The organism is Candidatus Enterococcus courvalinii (assembly GCF_017315945.1).
Lineage (GTDB): Bacteria > Bacillota > Bacilli > Lactobacillales > Enterococcaceae > Enterococcus_B > Enterococcus_B courvalinii.
Map to the genome: position 1 here is coordinate 134849 of NZ_JAFLWI010000008.1, position 19572 is coordinate 154420.

The window sequence follows — 19572 nt, forward strand, 5'->3', positions numbered from 1 at the left end:
AAATAAAAATATTTGATTATTCACTTCGTTTTGTTATAATAATCACATAGAAAGGCAATTATTTTAATCTTTTTATAATTTTACCGAAGGAACTTTTCCAAATATTCCGAAAAATTACCCATGGGAGCTAACTTTAAAATTATGCTAGGAAGTTGGAAAAATTACTAAGGAATTTGAAAATTGATCATTGTTGCTTTGTACTAAGAGCTTTTTTGGTTGGCAAATAAGAATGAATAACAAATTCACCGAAAACAAGAAAGAACATCTTTGGGTATTTGTTATGCGGTGAAAAAAATAATTTTGGTCATTCTAATAGCCTGGCTGTCGGTAAAAATTGATTTTCTAAAACGCTTTATAGCAATTATAATTCTACAGGAGCTAAGAACTGGTGGGATGATTGGTTGTTATTTTTTTGCTGATGCTGCTTTTGAGGAAATCACAAAGTCTTGATTTGTAAGGGAGAGACAGTTTATTTTTTGTCAAATGCCACTTCATTTCAATTGATTTTTTATTGATCGAAATGTTTGAAATGGAAAAATGGAGCTATAGTTTACATGGTTGAATGATGTTACATATTATTTATAGAGTGGGGTGTAAGAATGAGAGCTTGTCTAGATAGTCGTTTAAGTCGACAATTAGCAATTCTTGAAACATTGTGGGACTCCGAGTGGATGACCAGCGAGGAGCTAGCGGAACGAACCGGTAATTCTGAAAAAACGATTCGAACGGATATTCCAATTATCAATAAGTATATTTATCCTTTAAGCATTGAGACCTCATTTAAACTGGGGATATTTTTAAAAAAAGATGTAACTATTCCAAAGTCTTACATATATGCAGCAATTTTAAATGAAAGTTCAGAATATGCCATGCTTGAACAAATCTTTTTCGCAGACAATTTAAAAAAAATCGATTTGAGTGAACAATTATATACTTCCGAATCACAGATCACGCGTTGGCTAGCAAGAATCAATCAATCTTTAGAAAAGTACGAGTTGAGAATCGATAATGCGTTACAAATCAACGGAGATGAACAAAAAATTCGTACGTTCTTCTCCTGTTTCTTTTTAGAAAAGTACAGCTCACCAGAAAAAAATTTCCTTATGAGCAAGTTCAGTTGATTGATCGCTTGATCGAAAATTTTTTGAAGGAAAATATTGCCATTGTTTTTGCCTATTCTAAGCAACATTTTTCTCTTAGTCGTTTGAAGTTTCAATTACTCATCAGTATTGAGCGTATGAAGAGAAAACATGAGATTCAAACAGAAGAATTAGTTAATGAGTTTTCGTTTTTGATGGTGGAAGCTAGTTTGTGCGAGGAGTTTAAAACAGTCTTTGGTCTGGAACTGACGAGCCATGTACTACAGCAACTCTTCCAAGAATATTTTTATCCATTTTATCCCTCTCGGGTCAAACAAGGATATGAAGAACTAAGTCCACTAAAAATCAAAAATAAAATTGAAGAAATCATTGATGAATTGTCTAAGGTCTATCATGTTGAGTGTGATTACCGAGATAAAATCGTTCGTGACATTTATTGGACGACATTTCAAATTTGTGGACCAACTTATATTCTACACGATAAGAAAAAAGAATTTTTTGAGGGAATCTTAGCAGATAGTCCAGATTTAGCTCAATTTTTGCATCAAAAATTCCAACGAATCTTTTCAGAAGTAGACATTTTCAATCAAAGAAAAGTAGATGAAATGGTTCATCAAGCAATTTTTGAATTGATGACTTCATGGGCAAGTTTACGGTTGGGTGTGCGTCAATCAACAATCACAGTGACAGCCGCCTTGATGTTGGATACAACCTATGAGCATATGAAAATGGTCAAAGAAGAAATTGAATTTTATTTCCGGCATAAAATCAAAATCGATATTATCGATCCATATGTGAAACTTGATCGCGAAAATTTTTCCAAGTATGACTGCTTATTGACAGATACATATACAAATAACACGTATCCAATTCCAACAATTGGTATTTCGAATTACTTAAATGATGATACGATTTCAAAATTACTAGATTTTGTCTATTTAAAAAGAGAAGAGTCCAAAGAAATCTTTGCAAAAAGTCACTTAAATAGTATTGGTTTATTAAAAGAATAAGAAAATTATTTGCCAAAATAAAAAAACGGGGAACCCAATGGGTTGCCCGTTTTTTGTTTTGATTTTATCTTAGTACCAACCGTTTGCTAACCAGAATGATTGAGCAGCTTCCCAAGAACCATAACGTGAAGACACATAAGCGTCTGCCACACGTTCTTGATTGGCAGCTGAGTAGTCACCGTTTAAGTAAGATGAATCTAATTGGTAACGTCCGATGTAGCGACCGTTTGTTGCTGAATAAGAACCGCTTGATTCTTTTTGTGCAATCCATTCTTTCGCAGAGTTAGAAGTAGTAGCAACTGCTTCAGTTGTTTCTACTGCTGGAGTTGCTTGAACTGTTTCTTGAACAGGTGCTTGAGCCACTTCTTGTGTTGTTTCTTGTTGAACAGGTTCAGCTTGAACTGCTTCTGTTTGAGGGGCAACATAAGTTGTTGCTGCTTGCTCAGCAGTTGGGATCGTTAAAGTTTGACCTGCAAAAATCAGATTGATATCTGAAATTGAATTTGATTGAGCAATTTGGTTAATCAAGGAGTTATCGCCAACATATTTTTGTGAAATAGTTGATAATGAATCGCCTGATTGAACAGTGTACGCTTCGTCTGCGTGTGTTGTTGTTCCCATAAATAATGCAGCGCCGGCAGCCAAAGTTGTTCCTAGTAATACAGTTTTAAGTGATTTCATATAAAATAGTTTCTCCTTTTGAGTTGTTCGAATTTTGTTGTTGTGATCAACTTGGACTACTTTAACATGGAAAAATATTTCATAGGTAAAAGGTTGATGACAATTTATGACAAAACTCGTTCTTTTGTAATCTTTTTAGTAACGTACGTAAAATGAACGATTGGAAAGGCTGCTAAATCAATGGATTGCTTAAACTATTTCTTGTTTTTTGGACTGTTTGATTGTAAGAAAAGAAGATTATCCAAAATTTTTTTTATAGAAATAAAAAGTATGGATTTCAATTTCGTTTTGATGGTAAAACAAAACGCAAAACTCGTTATAATTCATTTTGTAATTATTTTTGGAGGTGCTTATGAAAAGAAATTATTCGATTGACTTGATCAAAACGATGGCTGCTTTTTTTGTGGTGGCTGTTCATTTCTTATTAAATAGTGGTTTTTACGATCAAATGATCCAAACAAAACTTACCTTTTTTTGGATGATGACGAGGCAAGTAACGATAACTGCTGTGCCATTGTTTTTATTATGTACAGGTTTTTTGATGAATCGCAAGAAGCTTTCTGTTTCCTACTTACTCAATCTGTTTCCTGTTTTATTTTTATATGTCAGTATTTCTTTAATCGGCTGGTTGAGAATGGTTGTGATGGGTGAAGGCGTGAGTTTGGTTGATGCACTTTTTGGTATTTTGGATTATTCAACCAATACTTATTCTTGGTATGTGGAGATGTACATAGGGTTGTACTTGATGATTCCTTTACTAAATTTGATTTGGCAAGCAAATCAGAATCAGTTTTTCCATCGATATGTTGTTGGGGTATCGCTTTTTTTATTTTTTGGACCATCTTTGTTGAACTCATTTGGAAAAGTGGTTCCAGATTTTTGGATTGAAGCTTATCCAATCGGCTATTATTTCATTGGTGCCTATTTATTTGAGTATCAAGAACAATTTAAAAAATTTAAGAAAACTTGGTTGCTTTTACTCATCGCTATTTTCACATTCTTTGTCTTAGACGTGATACTTGATTATCAAACAACTTATCAAGATTTTGCTGGCAATCAATACAATGGTTTTGAACCACTGATTATTAGTTTTTTGATTTTTGTGTGTTGTTTGCGCATAACAGTACCCAAAGGATTTCAATTGCCTATTAGAAAGCTGAGTCAATGGACACTTGGAATCTACTTGATGTCGGATGTCACAGATCAAATCGTTTACCCGCTTGCAAGAATATGGTTACCAACAATGGAACAACGCTTGATCTATGGTTTTGCAATTATCTTAACTAGCTTTAGTGCAGCTGTTCTTTTCAGTTATCCATTTGAACGAATAAGCGAATGGCTACGGCGAAAATTACGGAGTGAACAATCAGTAGAAAGGAAAGACCAGCATGTTTCTTCTAAAATTCATTGATTATTACACGATTGGTTATCCAATCCTGATGTCCATTTTATGGTCGGTTGGCGCATACTTTTCGAGAATCAAGTACACCAAGCAAGAATCATTAAAAAGTTATCCAAAAGTTTCGATCGTTTTATCTGCCTACAATGAAGAAGAAACGATTCAAGAAGCAATGTCTGCTTTAGAACAACTCACGTATCCTAATTTGGAAATTATTGTGGTTGACGATAAAAGTACAGACAATACATTAATGCTTCTTGAACAAATCAAACAAGGATTTTCTAAAGAAAAAGAATTAAGAATTCTTGTTCAACAAAAAAATGGTGGTAAGGCGACTGCGCTAAATACTGCTTTGGAAATAGTTGGTGGAAAGTATTTGTTGGTATTAGATGCAGATGCTTTGTTGGCACCCAATTCAGTTGAAATCTTAACTGCGGAGTTAGAAAGTAGTTCGATGATTGGGGCGGTAACAGGAAAGCCGGTCGTGCGAAACCGCTCAACCTTGTTAGGAAAATTACAGACATTGGAATATGTTGGAATCATAGACGGAATCAAGCGCACGCAAACATTTATGTTAGGTGCGATCATGACAGTCTCAGGCGTCATCGTGATGTATCGCGTATCAAGTTTAAAAGAAGTTGGTGGATTTAATCCCGAGGTTATGACGGAAGATATTGATGTCACTTGGAAACTGCATCGCGCAGGTTGGCGCGTGACCTATAACTGCCGCGCACTTTCTTATATTTTAGTCCCAGAACGTTATTTTAGTTTATTGAAACAAAGGAAACGCTGGTCAATTGGTGGTTTAGAAGTGCTTCTTGGAAATTTTTCATGGGTCATGCGGTTTGGAGATCTAAACTATAAATTGTTACTTAGCGAAATGATTTTAAGCCATCTTTGGGGTTGGACCTTTGTTTTTAGCACATTCAATTATGTTGTTGCAACTTATTTTCGACAGGAATTACATGTTGCGGGTGGTGTTGTCGTGTTGTTTATTTTATTGTCTATCTTATTATTTTGGATTGGTGTCAATGGCGATCAGAATGATAGTCAGCTCAAATTGCAAGATAAACTAACCGTTCCAGTCTATTTGATATTTTATTGGTTAACCAATCTGATTAGTGCAATTTCTTCAGAATTTGCTGTAGTCACAGGTAGAACAAGTAAAGGAAAATGGGAAAGTCCAGATCGAGGTGTATAAAATGGATCATTTGATTATTCGAAAAAAGATGTTCGTCCGTAACTTGCTTTCGGGCATGTATTTATTGATTGCATGGTGGTTGTTTTTAGCGTTATTATTTTTGATGTTTTGTTCGTTGCTGGGTTATTATTCTGATGCTATTGGTGCGATTTTTTTATTAGTTGATTTTCCGTTGACTCAAATAACAGATATTTTACATCTTATTTTTGCCTTATTAGCGATTTTTATCGTACCGATTTTAATTGGAATCGTCGCACTAAAAGCAACAGGAGGTACGAAATGAAACATGTCAATCGATTACTTACCAGTTTAATGAGTTTTTGTCTGATTGGTGTTGTTAGCTTTTTACTTTTTAGCCAGACAAAACAATTAGTTGAAAGTGAAGTGAGCATAGGTTTTTCTTATGCTCCTTTATCAGATGAAGATGGGGTGATCGTTTTATGCTATCATCGTGTACTAACAGATAATTTTGTGGTGGACGCTGTTTCAAAAATGTCAAAAAATACCCAACTTCATCAATTCAATGTACCACTGAGTGATTTTACCCAACAAATGCAAGACTTGAAGGAAAGAAACGTAACTGTTTTAACAATGGATGAATTGATCGAAAAGCATGCGAAGAAAGAGTTGACTGGGCGAAATGTAGTGATCACATTTGATGACATCGATGTTACACTACCGAACAATGCTTTTCCAGTTTTAGAGAAAGAAAAGTTTCCCTTTACAGCATTTGTAATTACGGGTGAGACTGGAAATAATCTTTCTGGTTCACAGATGGCGAGTTGGTCACAGATCAAAGAATTAGCGGCTTCGCCTTTAGTCACATTTGGTGTGCATACCAACGATTTACATTATCAGGAAAAAGGCAAACCTGTATTATCGACCAACTTATCGCAAAAGACAATGGTTGCTGATTATAAAAAAAGTCAAGAAGTCTTTAAACAGGAACTTGGATATCAAGCAGATTACTTTGCTTATCCGTATGGAGCAAAAAACAAACGACTAACAGACTACATGAGTCAAGACCGGATCAAAGGTATCTTTAGTTTAGAAACAGGAGTTGTGACAAATGAAACACAAACGACTGATATGCCAAGGCTGATCGTTACAAAAGAAAACTGGCCAACATTACTACACTGGCTAGATAACGATTCAAACTAAAAAGGTTATAAAAAAAATGAAGTTGATACTTCTTAGTGAATTTCTCGTACAAACAAAAAAGAGGAAGGGGTTAACTAAAAAGTGTTATATTAGGATGCAGGAAAATTTAGGAGGGTGTTATGACGATTAACAAATTAGATTTACTCAGCGATTCAGCTCGGTATCAGCTCGATATCTTACGAATATTTGACATGCGTAAGGGGCAATTCACTTCAGTTGAATTATTAGTTGAGTTATTAGGAATCTCAAAGTTTAAAGTAAATAAGTATATTGCTGAACTTGAACAGGCATTAGTTGCTGCAACTTCTGCAAAAGTTGTGCGATTATCGAAAGGTGAAATTGATATTCCCAACCTTTCCAATGAAGTGATTCGGCAGTTACAACTTTATTATTTGAAACAATCTGATTTGTTTTTGCTCTTTAACGAAATGGTTCAGTTTGGATCCACACCAGAAAAGTTTTCACAAAAATACTTTTTGAGTCGCTCCAAAGCGTATCTGATTAAAAGCGAACTGGAAGATATCTTGGCACCTGCTGGCATTCAAATCAATGAGGGGACATTAGTGGGAGACGAAGCAAAAGTTCGGCGAGAAATTTTTGATATTTACTATTATTTTTTCAATGGGTTAGAGTCGCCATTTGAGTCTTCCTTACGTCAAAAGACACATGAAGTGTTAGAGGTAATCATTCATACCTTGAATTTAGAAATGATCATGACTCGGATTGCCAAATTAGAATTGTTTTTGAGCATCACGCTTTTGCGCTTATCAAAACGAAGTTATGTGAATAGCGTCGAAATTGAATTTGAAGACGTCTACGCAAAAGAAATTCGGCAACAGCTTGTGTTTGTTCAAAATAAATTGCAAAAGGTCGCTGTGATCCCAGAAGAAAAACAAGAAAATGAGCAATTATGGCTCTTGGTTTTTTTATTAAGTGAGGAATGTCTTTCACTGACGACGCAACAAAAGACAATCAGGTGGAACCAAAATCTAACTGAGTTGACTACTTCACAGGTCGATTATTTATTTCAAACGTTGAAACTTGTTTTATCAACGGAAAGAAAAACAGAAAAAATTGTAGAGCTACAACAAGTTTTGGAACTAACAAATTTCAAGTTGGCGTTTGCCAATCATTCCCGATTGACATTTATTTCAGAGGATCAAGAGCTTTTTTTTGCTGAATTATATCCGCAATTTCATCAAGTGGCTAAGAAATTTGTTGAATTAGCAAAAAACAGTAAGATTTATGATCAAGGATTACTGACGAACGACAGTCTTTATTATGATTATATTTTTGCCATTATTTCAGTTATCCCACAAAAGTATTTATCTGATAAAGTTTACGTGTGCGTGGACTTTTCGAGAGGATCGGCATATACAAAATTCATTGCGGAAAACATTTTAGCTTTTCAAAATTTGAATATTGAGATTCAAAAAAAGGTCAATAACCAAACACAATTATATGTCAGCGATTTGTTGGTCGATAAGTTGAACTGTCCGCAGATTATCTGGAAAAATCCGCCAAGCGATCATGATTGGTTGTTATTTGGTGAAATGGTGATTAAAGTGAGGAATGAAAATGAAAGTTAAATCCTTAATCGTTAGTGGTATGTTAGCAACAACTTGTCTCTATCAAAGTGTTATTTTGAGTGGTCTCGTTGATCAACCAATCCGTGAAAAGAAAATTGAATTGTCAAAAGAAAGTCTGCTTCATGATATCCAAGTGGAAAATAACGGTGAGACATTGGTTTTTAAAAATCATCGTCGGATAAAACGAAATGAATTAACGATGCTGGAAAATCGGATTTCGGCTATGGAAAAGAATCCACAGGTGCCTTCTGGCGGCGGAGCAAGTCAGACTTTGATTGGCCAGCGCATGGCTCGATTTAGCGGGAGTTTGGTTTATGGAATGAGGCAAGAATAATGAAACGCAGTATTTATCGAGGAGCTTCTTTGTTTGTGGGTATTATAAGTTTGTTTAGCCCGTTTTTATTGGTAACTGCTACAAGCACCACACAAAAATCCACTCAACAAACAAGCACGCAATCTTTAGTAGAAAAACAAGTGTATGGAAATCAAGCACAACTTGATTTGGGCGATGGTCAAAAAGTTCTTTCTAATCAAGCATTTGTCACGATGTACCGCAAGTCCTTAAAAAAAGGAACCCATTCTAAAGAACTTTTAACTGTTGACCAGTCTTCAGGAAAGGCAATTCCAGGAGCTGTTTATGAAGTCAAAACTGGAGATGGCGAAACACAGAGATTAACTGCTGATGAAACAGGTCAAGTTTCGCTAGCTAAATTACCAAAAGGACAATATGTGATCCAACAAGTGGAAGCACCTCTTGGCTACGAACTTTCGGAAGAAACAGTCGAATTAGTTATCGAAAATCAAACAGCCATTCAGCGGATTTTTACCAATCAGCGACAAAAAAATACAATCCTACTAACAAAAATCACTGATGAGAATGAGCCGCTTGCTGGTGTGACATTTACACTTTATCAAGATGGAAAAGTGTTGCAAAAAAAGATCAAAACCAATCAATATGGTCAACTAGCTGTCGGTAACTTAGCAAAAGGTGAGTATTATTTTATAGAAACAAAAGCACCAAAAGAATACCAAACAGATGCAAGAAAATTGGAATTCACGATAGGGGGTGAAACAAAATGAGAGAAATAAAAAAACTTATTTTCTTCAGTGGTGTTGTTTTTTTCGCTTTTCTTAGTTGCAAGGCTTTCGCTGGTGAAAATCTATATGAGGAGCCCTTGACCCTTGGATCAGAAAACTTACAAGAGTATTTTTCGTTACAAGGCGCAGCTTCTTATGATCCAGTAACTGAGATTATTTCGTTAACACCCAATAGGCGATTGCAAGCTGGAAATGTTTCGTTGAACAAAAAGTTACCAGTCACAACATCTTTTCATTTAGAAGCAGAAGTAAACTTAGGTGATAAAACAGATGTAGAAGGTGGAGGAGATGGGGTGGCACTTGCGCTTCATACGGATTTACCATCCGCCATCGGAAAACCTGGAAATGGTATTGGTGTGTTAGGCTTGGCAGGTGTTCAAGCATTTAAGTTAGATACGTTTTGGAATCGCAGTGAAGAGTACGAGGAGCCACCTGAAAATATAGAGCGGATCTCAGGAAGAAATCAACCTTTCGGTGCCTTTTTAGTCTCTGACCCTACGACAGTTATGATTCAAGATTCCGTACAATATTTAGCGAACAACCAAGAAGCACCAACCGATGTGGATGGGCAATTTCATTCATTTATTGCTGATTACGAGGCGACAAGCAAGGAACTAACGATTCGCTTTCATTCAAATCAAGGGTGGATGACGTGGCGACAAATACTGCCTTTACAGGAAAATTATGCAATCGCAATCAGTGGTTCAACTGGTGTGAATGTCAACCATCAGCAAGTGAAACTGCATTCTTTCGTAACCAAACCAGAAACTATAACAGGGCAGTTCAATCTACAGTTAACAGACCAAGAAACGAAACAACCACTTACTGGTGGGCAATTCGAGATTCGTGCTGTTGCAACAGGGAAATTGATCCAGACAATCACGACAGATCAGAATGGAAAAGCAAGTGTAGCACAGCTTCCTATTGGCACTTATCAGTTGAATCAAATAACGACACCAGCAGGATATGAAAAAGCAGCCATCCAGACCTTTTCCATAACGGAAGATCAATTAACCCAACAACTTGAAGTAAAAAATCAACCCATTTTAGGCAAATTGAAGGTAACATTGACCAGCCAAGCAGATGTGAATCAGAAGTTATCTGGTGGTCGCTTTCATCTAATCGATGATTCTGGAAAAATTCTGGAAAAGAATCTTTTAACAAATGACCAAGGCGTATTTGAAGTTACCAAACTACCAATTGGAACGTATACCTTAATCCAAGATAAAGCTCCGACGGGTTATCAGATTATCGATAAGGAAACAACTATTTGGATTCAAGGAAGCCAGTTGCTGGAAGTGCCAGTACAAAATGCAAAAGAAGCAGAGACAGCTAAAACATCTGGTGATGAAAGTTCCAAAGAAACAAAGTCATCGGAATCAGCAACACCAAGCTCATCAACAATTAGTTCGTCAACAACGGAATCAACCAGATTAATAAGTTCAACGTCAGCAAGTGAAATCTTAGCAGAGAAAGACAATCAAACAATAGTGATCGAATCAAGTTCATCAACTATACACGAAGAGTTACTTCCCCAAAGTAATCAGACAATTATCCAGTTGCCGCCGAAACAAGTAACGCAGCTGACTATCCAACTGAAAGAAACAAATGGTCAACCAATTCAAGAAGGTTCATTTGAATTACTCAATATGCAAACAGGTCAAGTCCAACAACTAGCATCTGCTTTAAATGGACCAATAACACTGATGAATCTTCCGTTTGGAACGTATGAACTACGTCAAACAAAAGCAAAATTTGGTTTTGTACGAGCAACCGAAACGATACATTTTGAATTATCAAGTCAACACTTAGTCGAGACAATCACCTTACTCAACCAAAAATTGATTCCAACACAACTGACGCAAAACGCTGTAGTGAAATCAGCTAAACAAAGCCTGAATGGCGCTACAATTGAATGGAACACCAAGATTAAATTTGGAACAGATATTCTCGAAGCACCTCTAGTTATTTTTCAAAATGTGCTAGATCAATTAGTAGCAACCGACATTAGTGGTAGTTATCAGGGAGAATCCATCGAAAGCATGGGGCATTTCGATCAAAAAAATGGAATGGTACGATTTCTTTTTGATAAGAAGGACGGAAGCTATCATTATTTAGTTGCACAAGAAATCCAAATGAAGATTGTTACAACCCCAGATCAATGGTGAAAGTCAAAGAGTGAGAGTAGTTTTTTTATCAAAAATTGTGTATGCTTCTTGTTAGAATGAGAAAGTTAGCTAAAGGAGCGGATAATTTGTTTATCTCAATGTGGGCACAAGATCGGAACGGTTTGATTGGAAAGGATGGGTTATTACCGTGGAAACTACCAAATGATATGCGCTTTTTTCGGGAACATACAATGGATCGAATTTTAGTGATGGGACGAAAAACATATGAAGGGATGGGAAAATTAAGTCTTCCTTATCGTCATATTATTGTTTTAACAACACGACCAGACCTTGAAGTTGCTGAAAACGCGGAAGTCATGCATTCAATTGAAGAAGTGTTAGCCTACAGTAAGCAAGTAACAGAAGATATTTATGTTTCTGGTGGCAGTCGAATTTTTCAAGAATTATTACCAGAAACAGGGATCATTTGGCGAACATTGATTGACGAAGAATTTGAAGGCGACACGTATATTGGTGAAATCGACTTTTCTGATTTCACGTTGGCAGAAGAACACGTGGGGATTTTAGATGAAGAAAATCGGTACCCACATCGTTTCCAAAAATGGGTACGAAAAGACTAAGTGAAGTTTACCAATAATTCAAAAGAGCTAGGACTTCAATTGTCCTAGCTCTTTAATGTTTCAGAAGTTTTTTAGTTTAACTTTTCAGCAAGATCGTTCAACATGTCTTGGCTGGCAATTGGTCCATTGTACAACCAACTAGATTCTGGGCCAAATTCGAGCAAGTGATTTTCTTTGACTGCTTTCAGATTTTTCCATGCAGGTTCCTCAAACATGGCAGCACCTTGGTCACTGTTGACCAAAATCAAATAATCAGCATCTAACTCAGCTAATTTTTCTGAAGAAACGGCAGACCAATCAGAAGTAGCATCTTTGGAAATTTCTTTAACTAAGCTAGGAACACCAAAACCTAAATCGCCATAGACAATGCGACCACTTGAGCGATTTTCACTCACCATAAACGCAGAATTATTGGTTACCCATAGCACAGCTGCTGTTTTGCCAGTGATTTTATCGGCTAATTCTTCTTTGATTTTTTTGGCAGAATCTTGGTATTCATTGATGATTTCTTTTGCTTGATCTTCTTTTGCTAAAGCTTTACCCACATCTTTTAACTGATCTTCCCAAGTTACATCGCTACCATTTGTAACGACATAAGTAGGAGCAATTTTACGGTATTGGTCATATTTTCCGCCTTCAACAGTTGCCGAAGAAGAGATTAGAAGTAAGTCAGGTTCAAAATTTAAAACTTTTTCATAAGGTAAGTCATAAGAAATCGTTGGGATATCTTTCAGGTCATCTTGCAAATAATCTTGGATTGATCCGCTGCCAACCGTCCATTGTGCAATAGGTTTTTCATCTAGTGCAATCAAATAGTCTTCTAAGTAGCTTCCAATAATCCGTTTTGGTTGATTGGGAATGGTTACTTTATTGCCCAAAGTATCTGTCACAGTGTGCGTGCCATTGCTTTTTGCTGCAGTTGTTGAATTTGTTGTGTCTGTCGTTTTATTTTCTGTGGAGCAGGCTCCTAATAAACCCATTAATAATAGAGTTGTTGAGATTGTGAAAAACTTTGCTTTTCGTTTCATTTTCTTCCTCCTAGAATAATTGAGAATCATTCTCAGATGCTATTATTCCTGATAATTAAAGCACTGTCAACCAATTTTTTAGTGAAAGCAAAAGAAAACTTGTGCTTGACGAATTTGTGAAGTAGCGTCATAATTGAGAATGATTTTCAACGAAAGGGTGGGTGAAATGGCAAAAATCGAAGCAGTCGATATTGCAGCAGGATATCCCAAAAAGCAAATTATTGATGCTTTATCAGTAAAAATTCCTGAAGGCAAAATTACTAGTTTGATTGGACCAAATGGAAGCGGGAAATCGACATTATTAAAAAGCTTCACACGAATCCTTCCTGTGAAAAAAGGGAAAATCATTGTGAATGATTCTGAAATTTCTACATATAGTTCAAAAGAGTTGGCACAAAAAATTGCTTTGCTGGCACAAAGTAGTGATCACCCATTGGGGATGACCGTGGAAGAAATTGTTTCTTATGGCAGATACCCTTATCAAAAACCTTTTAGTGGTTTGACTGTAGAAGACCAAGAAGCGATTCAATGGGCGCTGGAAGCGACTAGTTTAGACACGTTAAAAGCAAGAGAGATTGCTACCTTGTCTGGTGGACAAGCGCAACGTGTGTGGATTGCTATGGCGTTAGCGCAAGAAACAGACATTTTGATTTTAGATGAACCGATTACTTTTTTAGATCCTGCACATCAATTAGAAATCTTACATTTATTGGAAGAAATCAATCGCGTAAAACAAACCACGATTTTGATGTCCATTCATGATATCAATCATGCCTCTCGTTTTTCGGATTATTTATTAGGATTGAAAGCTGGCCAATTATTAGTTGAAGGTCCACCAAAAGAAGTAATTACAAAAGAATGGATGCGAGAAATTTTTGAAATTGATGCACAAATCGTTCATTTGCCTGATTCTGACAAACCAGTCTTTCTAACTTACGATTTACTTTCACGACAGGAGGCAAATCAATGACGAGCAGAAAGAAGAGTCGTTTTATTTGGCTACTGATAGTAGTAAGTACGATACTTTTTTTATTAGCTGTTGCAAATGGTGTAGCGGCAGTGACGTTGAAAGATTTATGGTTATCCGTTGTTCAATTTGATCCAACGAATCAAGCACAACAAATTTTGCGAACGATTCGACTTCCACGAGTGCTAGGCGCATTTGTTGTTGGTAGCAGTTTTGCTTTAAGTGGGGCATTGATGCAAGGCGTGACACGTAATCCATTGGCAGATTCTGGGTTATTGGGAATCAATGCAGGGGCGTCTTTAGCTATGGCCATTAGTTTTGCTTTCTTACCAGCTGCTTCGTCTTTTCAAATGTTTTTGATTTCTCTGATTGGGGCATTAGCAGTGACGACCATTGTGTTTGGCTTTCTCAAATTTTCCAAAATGGGCATCAATCCAGTTCAACTAATTTTAGCTGGGGTGGCAATCAGCTCATTTTTTACTGCCATTAGTCAAGCGCTAACCCAATTATTTAATTTGCAACAAGATTTAGCTTTTTGGTTTGTTGGAGGAGCAGCAAATATCACTTGGCGACAATTGACAGTTTTATTACCTGTTTATTTAGTTGCTTCTATTTGTGCTTGTTTGCTGGGTAAAGCAATCTCATTAGTTAATTTAAGTGAATCGCATGCTGTGGCACTTGGTGGAAACCCACGAAGAACGCGTCTTATTTCTTTTGGAATGGTGGCGATTTTAGCTGCAATTGCTGTGTCACTTGTAGGTCCTGTTTCATTTATTGGTTTATTAGTACCACCCTTGGTTCGTGGTGTAGTAGGTTCAGATTATCGGTATGTGCTACCTGGCTCTTTTTTAGCGGGAGGATGTTTAGTAATGGTAGCAGATTTAGTTGCCCGGATGATCAATCCACCATTTGAAACTCCTTTTGGCTTAATTATTGCTTTGATTGGTGTACCATTCTTACTTGTTCAAGTTAGGAGGGAAGAGGAATGAAAAAATTCCGATGGCTGATAGTCTTCTTATTGCTCTGCTTGTTCATCAGTGCTTTGCTCAGTTTGATGATTGGGACACCAGTTTTATCCATTCAACAAGTTATTGATGGGGTTACTGGCTCTGCATCGCCAGTTACACAGTTGATCATCCAAGAATTTCGTTCACCACGACTATTAGTTAGTCTCATAGCGGGAATGTGTTTGGGTATTTCTGGATACTTACTGCAAGGAGTCACTAGAAATGAGCTGGCAGATGCTAGTATTTTAGGAATCAATGCAGGTGCTGGCTTTTTCGTCATGCTTTATTTAGGTTTCTTTTCACAAGCTGCAGCAACTTTTCTTTTGCCATTTGCGGCTTGTCTAGGTGGCTTGCTGGCTGCCCTTTGTGTGTATCTTACTTCCTATACTAAAAGTGGTGTGTTGAAAATGAATCGAATTTTACTTTCGGGAATTGCGGTAAATGCTGGATTATCGGCAATGACTTTGCTAGTGACAATCAAAATCTCAAAAGAAAATTACGGTTTTGTAAATTCTTGGTTAGCAGGATCTATTTGGGGTGCTAGTTGGGCTTATGTTTGGGCGTTGCTTCCGTGGGCAGTTGTTCTCTTGCCACTCGCTTTTTATTATAGCCAACAGATTGGACTTCTCTCTTTTGGACAAAAACGAGCACAAAGTTTAGGTTTGCATGTCCGAAGAAGTCAACGTACGTTATTGATTTTGGCAGTGGGTTTAGCTTGTGCCAGTGTTGCTGTCGCAGGTAGTTTATCCTTTGTAGGTTTGTTAGCGCCACATGTGGCAAAAACAATCGTCAAAAAAGAGAATCATTGGACGTTTTTACTAAGTGGTTTATTTGGCGCCTTATTAGTGAATGTAGCCGATATTATTGCGCGTGTCATTCTTCCAAGTGGTGAAATCCCGACAGGAATTTTGATTGCGTTAATCGGTGCGCCGTATTTTCTTTATTTATTATTCCAAAAGCAAGCTTAAAGGTTGTGGTTCAAAGCGTTTAGCTCCGAAAAAAAGAAAGAACATCTGACAAAAACAATTTTTGCTGTTTGAAAACTCGTAGATAAGGGTTGTGGCATCAAATCTTTACCTTAAAAAATCTGAAGCAAAGAGTTCAAGTACTCATCTTGAACTCTTTTTCTTTTGAGAGGAACAGTTATTTCTCTGTCACAGCATTGCTATTTTATTCATTTTTCGATAACATGCTATCAAGGAAGGTAGGTTGGAAGGTTGAAGCAAACGAAAGCACAATTACGTCAACTAGGCGTTCAGACATTAAAAAATCTAGCGCCGAGCGAAAAAGCAGAGAAGGAACGGCGGATCCATCAAAAATTATTTTCGAATTCAGCATTTCAAAACGCCCAAACGATTGGAATAACTTTAGCAAATGAAATCGAGGTCGCAACAGAACCTGTTATCCACTATGCTAAGCAACAGCATAAAAAAATTGTGATTCCGAAAACATTACCGAAACGTCAAATGGCTTTTTATGAGCTGACAGCTGAAACGGTTCTAGAACGATCCAGTTTCGGTGTCTTAGAGCCAACGAATTCACCCCTTTTTTTACCCGAACAAATCGATTTATTGATTGTACCTGGCTTAATATTCACAAAATCAGGTTATCGAATTGGTTTTGGTGGTGGCTATTATGATCGTTATCTACAACAATATCCAAATCAAACAGCGAGCTTGGTCTTTACTGAACAGTTGAATGATGAATGGTCACCAGAATCATTTGATCAAAAAATTCAACAATTGTTTATTGATTAATTTTATTACTAATAGGAGGTTTTCATGGATTATCAGCAAAAACGAAAATTCCAATTTTGGTTGAAAAAACCAATCTGGACATATATTTTTTTAGGAATTCAAACGATTGTGTTTGTATTGATGTACTTGTTTCCAGAGCTAAAAATAGAATCATTTGGTGGAATGTATGGTCCTTTTTTTGCCTATTATCATGAGTGGTGGCGCTTGATTACCCCAATTTTTATTCACTTTGGCTTGATGCACTTTGCAGTGAACTCAGTGACACTTTATTTTATGGGTTCGCAAATTGAAACGATTTATGGACACTGGCGTTTTTTCCTCATTTATTTATTGAGTGGCATAGCTGGAAATCTAGCTAGTTTTGCGATGAATCAAGTGGGTGTGTTATCTGCTGGAGCAAGCACATCACTGTTTGGAATGTTTGGGGCTTTCGTGATTTTAGGCTTCCATTTTCGAAATAACCCTGCAATTACACAGATGGTGAGACAGTTCTCGTTATTTATCGTTTTAAGTTTAGTCTTTGGCGGATTTGACACATCAGTTGATATCTGGGGTCATGTTGGCGGCGTTCTTGGTGGGGTCCTTTTAGGAAATATCTTGGGCTTGCCTGAACAAAGAGGAAACTTTTCAATTCATCAACGAATTATTTCTGGAATGATTTTTATTTTTCTTTTAGTAATTTGTCTGTTAGTGGGTTTAAAAAAGTATGGTTTACTTGTATAATGTGAAGGAAGTGCTTTAACATGGAAAGCTTGTATGACGTACAACAGCTGTTCAAAAAATTCGGCATCATCATCTATGTTGGCTCACGGATTTATGACATAGAGTTGATGACGATTGAATTAAGAACGTTATATGACAATCGCTTGATTGATCATGATACGTACATGACGGCATGGCGCATTCTGAAAAGAGAGCACCGAATAGAAGAAAGCCGAAAGAAAGGAAACGTGTAATGGACAAGAAAATTATTGGAATTGATTTAGGTGGAACAACTGCAAAGTTTGCAATTATGACTCCAGAAGGTGAAATTCAACAAAAATGGAGTATTGATACCAATATTTTAGATGAGGGTGTACATATTGTCCCTGAAATCATTGAATCAATCAATCATCGTTTAAATTTATATAACATGAAAGCGGAAGACTTTATCGGTATTGGCATGGGGACTCCGGGAAGCGTGGATAGCGAAGCTGGAACAGTTATTGGTGCGTATAACTTGAACTGGACAGAATTACAACCAGTGAGAGAACAAATCCAATCAGGTACTGGAATCCAGTTTGCGATTGATAATGATGCCAACGTTGCTGCCTTAGGTGAGCGTTGGAAAGGTGCTGGCGAAAATGATCCTGATGTTGTTTTCGTTACATTGGGAACAGGTGTTGGCGGTGGAATCGTTGCTGCTGGCAATCTTGTACATGGCGTTGCTGGTAGCGGCGGCGAAATTGGTCATATCACTGTGGATCCAAATGGGTTTGAATGCACATGTGGGAAACGTGGCTGTTTAGAAACAGTTTCTAGTGCGACAGGTGTCGTACGTCTAGGTCGTTTCTTAGCGGAAGAATATGCAGGTGACTCAACACTTAAAGCAATGCTTGATAATGGTGAAGAAGTTACAAGTAAAGACATTTTCGAATTGGCAGAAGATGACGATCCCTTTGCATTGATGGTTGTGGATCGTGTTTGTTTCTATCTAGGACTAGCTTGCGGAAACTTAGGAAACACATTGAACCCTTCAAGTATCGTTTTAGGTGGCGGTGTATCTGCAGCAGGCGAATTTTTACGTAGTCGTGTCGAAAAATACTTTATGGAATTCACTTTCCCACAAGTAAGAGAATCAACAAAAATTAAATTAGCAGAGCTTGGTAATGAAGCAGGTGTCATTGGAGCTGCATCATTAGCCTTGAAATTTGCGTAAAGATGGAGGCAACTCATGTTTTTTTGGATTAATATTTTTTTGATCGCGATTATTTTAGCGATTGTATTTTGGGAAGCATACTTACGTATCATGGCAAAACGTTCAGCAAAAATGTTAGAAGAAGAAGAGTTTCGTGAAGGAATGCGTAAAGCACAAATCATTGATGTCAGAGAAAAAGATGTTTTTGATGCTGGACATATTTTAGGTGCACGAAATATTCCTTATACCGTATTAAAGAATTCATTAGGCTCCATTCGTAAAGACCAACCTGTCTATATCTACGATCAAAGAAAAAGCTTGAGCATTCGAACAGCTAACAAATTACGTAAAGAAGGCTTTAAAGAACTTTATATTCTAAAAGGCGGCTATGATGGCTGGTCTGGTAAAATCAAAAGTAAAAAAGTTTAATTGACTATTTTTTAAAGGATAGAGGAACTAGTACTCAGTTTCTCTATCCTTTTTTATTTTTGTGCTCTCGTCCATTTTTGGCTAAAATAAGGAGTGAAAGGAAAGGGGCAAAGAAAATGATCCAATTGAAACGAGCTTATCAAAAAGCAGAAGAAACAGATGGGTTCCGAGTTCTTGTTGACCGTATCTGGCCAAGGGGTGTTTCTAAAGTGGAAGCAAAACTTGATTTATGGCTGAAAGAGGTCGCACCAAGTACAGAGCTGAGAAAATGGTATAACCATATCCCAGAAAAATTTTCTGAGTTCGCTGAACGTTATCAAAAAGAATTGCTAAATGAAGAAGCTTCTCACCAAGCATTTCAGGAACTACTGGCTATTTGTCAAAAAGAAAAACAAGTAACGCTTGTCTTTGGTGCAAAAGATGAAACGGAAAATCAGGCAGTCGTGTTGAAAAAATTGTTGGATCAACAACTAGCTGTTTAAATAAAGAGAAGGTGTAA

The 19572-nt window shown here is 36.9% G+C and carries 22 protein-coding genes; 20 read left to right on the forward strand and 2 right to left on the reverse strand.

Going from position 1 to position 19572, the window contains the following annotated elements; translation table 11 throughout:
* Positions 1 to 599 precede the first annotated feature (599 nt).
* Together JZO71_RS07075 and JZO71_RS07080 are read left to right on the forward strand one after the other, a co-directional pair.
* Complete coding sequence (locus JZO71_RS07075) at positions 600 to 1121, forward strand: AcpB/EbpR/MafR family transcriptional regulator (protein ID WP_206898828.1); 522 nt, start codon at positions 600 to 602, stop codon at positions 1119 to 1121.
* Positions 1118 to 2110, forward strand: coding sequence for a hypothetical protein (locus tag JZO71_RS07080; RefSeq protein ID WP_206898829.1), 993 nt, complete (start codon positions 1118 to 1120; stop codon positions 2108 to 2110). Before JZO71_RS07075 ends, JZO71_RS07080 begins: the two co-directional genes overlap by 4 nt.
* Positions 2111 to 2179: 69 nt before the next feature.
* On the opposite strand, the gene apf is transcribed toward JZO71_RS07080, so the two are convergent.
* Positions 2180 to 2791, reverse strand: a complete 612-nt coding sequence (gene apf, locus JZO71_RS07085; RefSeq protein ID WP_206898830.1) for an aggregation-promoting factor — start codon at positions 2789 to 2791, stop codon at positions 2180 to 2182.
* A gap of 352 nt (positions 2792 to 3143) precedes the next feature.
* Between apf and JZO71_RS07090 the strand changes: the two genes are divergently transcribed.
* From JZO71_RS07090 to JZO71_RS07130, 9 genes are all read left to right on the forward strand, one after another.
* Positions 3144 to 4202, forward strand: a complete 1059-nt coding sequence (locus JZO71_RS07090) for an acyltransferase (protein ID WP_206898831.1) — start codon at positions 3144 to 3146, stop codon at positions 4200 to 4202.
* Positions 4180 to 5391: a glycosyltransferase family 2 protein gene (locus tag JZO71_RS07095; RefSeq protein ID WP_206898832.1), complete on the forward strand. Its 1212-nt coding sequence runs from the start codon at positions 4180 to 4182 to the stop codon at positions 5389 to 5391. The genes JZO71_RS07090 and JZO71_RS07095 overlap by 23 nt, the downstream gene beginning before the upstream one ends.
* A gap of 1 nt (position 5392) precedes the next feature.
* A complete protein-coding gene (locus JZO71_RS07100; protein WP_206898833.1) occupies positions 5393 to 5674 on the forward strand; it encodes a hypothetical protein in 282 nt (93 codons plus the stop codon).
* Positions 5671 to 6552, forward strand: coding sequence for a polysaccharide deacetylase family protein (locus JZO71_RS07105; protein ID WP_206898834.1), 882 nt, complete (start codon positions 5671 to 5673; stop codon positions 6550 to 6552). The genes JZO71_RS07100 and JZO71_RS07105 overlap by 4 nt, the downstream gene beginning before the upstream one ends.
* 119 nt (positions 6553 to 6671) lie before the next feature.
* A complete protein-coding gene (locus tag JZO71_RS07110) occupies positions 6672 to 8141 on the forward strand; it encodes a helix-turn-helix domain-containing protein (RefSeq protein ID WP_206898835.1) in 1470 nt (489 codons plus the stop codon).
* Positions 8131 to 8475 carry a hypothetical protein gene (locus JZO71_RS07115; RefSeq protein ID WP_206898836.1) on the forward strand — a complete coding sequence of 115 codons (345 nt, stop codon included), beginning with the start codon at positions 8131 to 8133 and terminating at the stop codon, positions 8473 to 8475. The genes JZO71_RS07110 and JZO71_RS07115 overlap by 11 nt, the downstream gene beginning before the upstream one ends.
* On the forward strand, positions 8475 to 9221 hold the full coding sequence (locus JZO71_RS07120) for an MSCRAMM family protein (RefSeq protein WP_206898837.1): 747 nt from the start codon (positions 8475 to 8477) through the stop codon (positions 9219 to 9221). Before JZO71_RS07115 ends, JZO71_RS07120 begins: the two co-directional genes overlap by 1 nt.
* Positions 9218 to 11407, forward strand: coding sequence for a lectin-like domain-containing protein (locus JZO71_RS07125; protein WP_206898838.1), 2190 nt, complete (start codon positions 9218 to 9220; stop codon positions 11405 to 11407). The genes JZO71_RS07120 and JZO71_RS07125 overlap by 4 nt, the downstream gene beginning before the upstream one ends.
* An 86-nt stretch (positions 11408 to 11493) precedes the next feature.
* The gene (locus tag JZO71_RS07130; protein WP_206898839.1) at positions 11494 to 11988 is read left to right on the forward strand and encodes a dihydrofolate reductase; all 495 of its coding nucleotides are present in this window, start codon (positions 11494 to 11496) and stop codon (positions 11986 to 11988) included.
* Positions 11989 to 12059: 71 nt separating this feature from the next.
* On the opposite strand, the gene JZO71_RS07135 is transcribed toward JZO71_RS07130, so the two are convergent.
* Positions 12060 to 13016 carry an ABC transporter substrate-binding protein gene (locus JZO71_RS07135; protein WP_206898840.1) on the reverse strand — a complete coding sequence of 319 codons (957 nt, stop codon included), beginning with the start codon at positions 13014 to 13016 and terminating at the stop codon, positions 12060 to 12062.
* A 139-nt stretch (positions 13017 to 13155) separates the two neighbouring features.
* On the opposite strand from JZO71_RS07135, the gene JZO71_RS07140 reads away from it, so the two are divergent.
* The 9 genes from JZO71_RS07140 (at position 13156) to JZO71_RS07180 (ending at position 19555) form a co-directional block, all read left to right on the forward strand.
* On the forward strand, positions 13156 to 13986 hold the full coding sequence (locus JZO71_RS07140) for an ABC transporter ATP-binding protein (protein ID WP_430733285.1): 831 nt from the start codon (positions 13156 to 13158) through the stop codon (positions 13984 to 13986).
* Positions 13983 to 14972: a FecCD family ABC transporter permease gene (locus JZO71_RS07145; RefSeq protein ID WP_206898842.1), complete on the forward strand. Its 990-nt coding sequence runs from the start codon at positions 13983 to 13985 to the stop codon at positions 14970 to 14972. Before JZO71_RS07140 ends, JZO71_RS07145 begins: the two co-directional genes overlap by 4 nt.
* Positions 14969 to 15958 (forward strand): FecCD family ABC transporter permease, encoded by a 990-nt coding sequence (locus JZO71_RS07150; protein WP_206898843.1) that lies wholly within the window; start codon positions 14969 to 14971, stop codon positions 15956 to 15958. The genes JZO71_RS07145 and JZO71_RS07150 overlap by 4 nt, the downstream gene beginning before the upstream one ends.
* Positions 15959 to 16207: 249 nt before the next feature.
* Entirely contained in the window at positions 16208 to 16747 is a 540-nt protein-coding gene (locus tag JZO71_RS07155; RefSeq protein ID WP_206898844.1) for a 5-formyltetrahydrofolate cyclo-ligase, read from the forward strand.
* 24 nt (positions 16748 to 16771) lie between these two features.
* Positions 16772 to 17470, forward strand: coding sequence for a rhomboid family intramembrane serine protease (locus JZO71_RS07160; RefSeq protein WP_206898845.1), 699 nt, complete (start codon positions 16772 to 16774; stop codon positions 17468 to 17470).
* A 20-nt stretch (positions 17471 to 17490) separates the two neighbouring features.
* Positions 17491 to 17703 carry a YqgQ family protein gene (locus tag JZO71_RS07165; RefSeq protein ID WP_067484177.1) on the forward strand — a complete coding sequence of 71 codons (213 nt, stop codon included), beginning with the start codon at positions 17491 to 17493 and terminating at the stop codon, positions 17701 to 17703.
* Positions 17703 to 18665 (forward strand): ROK family glucokinase, encoded by a 963-nt coding sequence (locus tag JZO71_RS07170; protein ID WP_206898846.1) that lies wholly within the window; start codon positions 17703 to 17705, stop codon positions 18663 to 18665. The genes JZO71_RS07165 and JZO71_RS07170 overlap by 1 nt, the downstream gene beginning before the upstream one ends.
* A gap of 15 nt (positions 18666 to 18680) precedes the next feature.
* Complete coding sequence (locus tag JZO71_RS07175; RefSeq protein ID WP_067484181.1) at positions 18681 to 19073, forward strand: rhodanese-like domain-containing protein; 393 nt, start codon at positions 18681 to 18683, stop codon at positions 19071 to 19073.
* A 116-nt stretch (positions 19074 to 19189) separates the two neighbouring features.
* Positions 19190 to 19555: a DUF488 domain-containing protein gene (locus JZO71_RS07180; protein ID WP_206898847.1), complete on the forward strand. Its 366-nt coding sequence runs from the start codon at positions 19190 to 19192 to the stop codon at positions 19553 to 19555.
* The last annotated feature ends 17 nt before the right edge of the window (positions 19556 to 19572 follow it).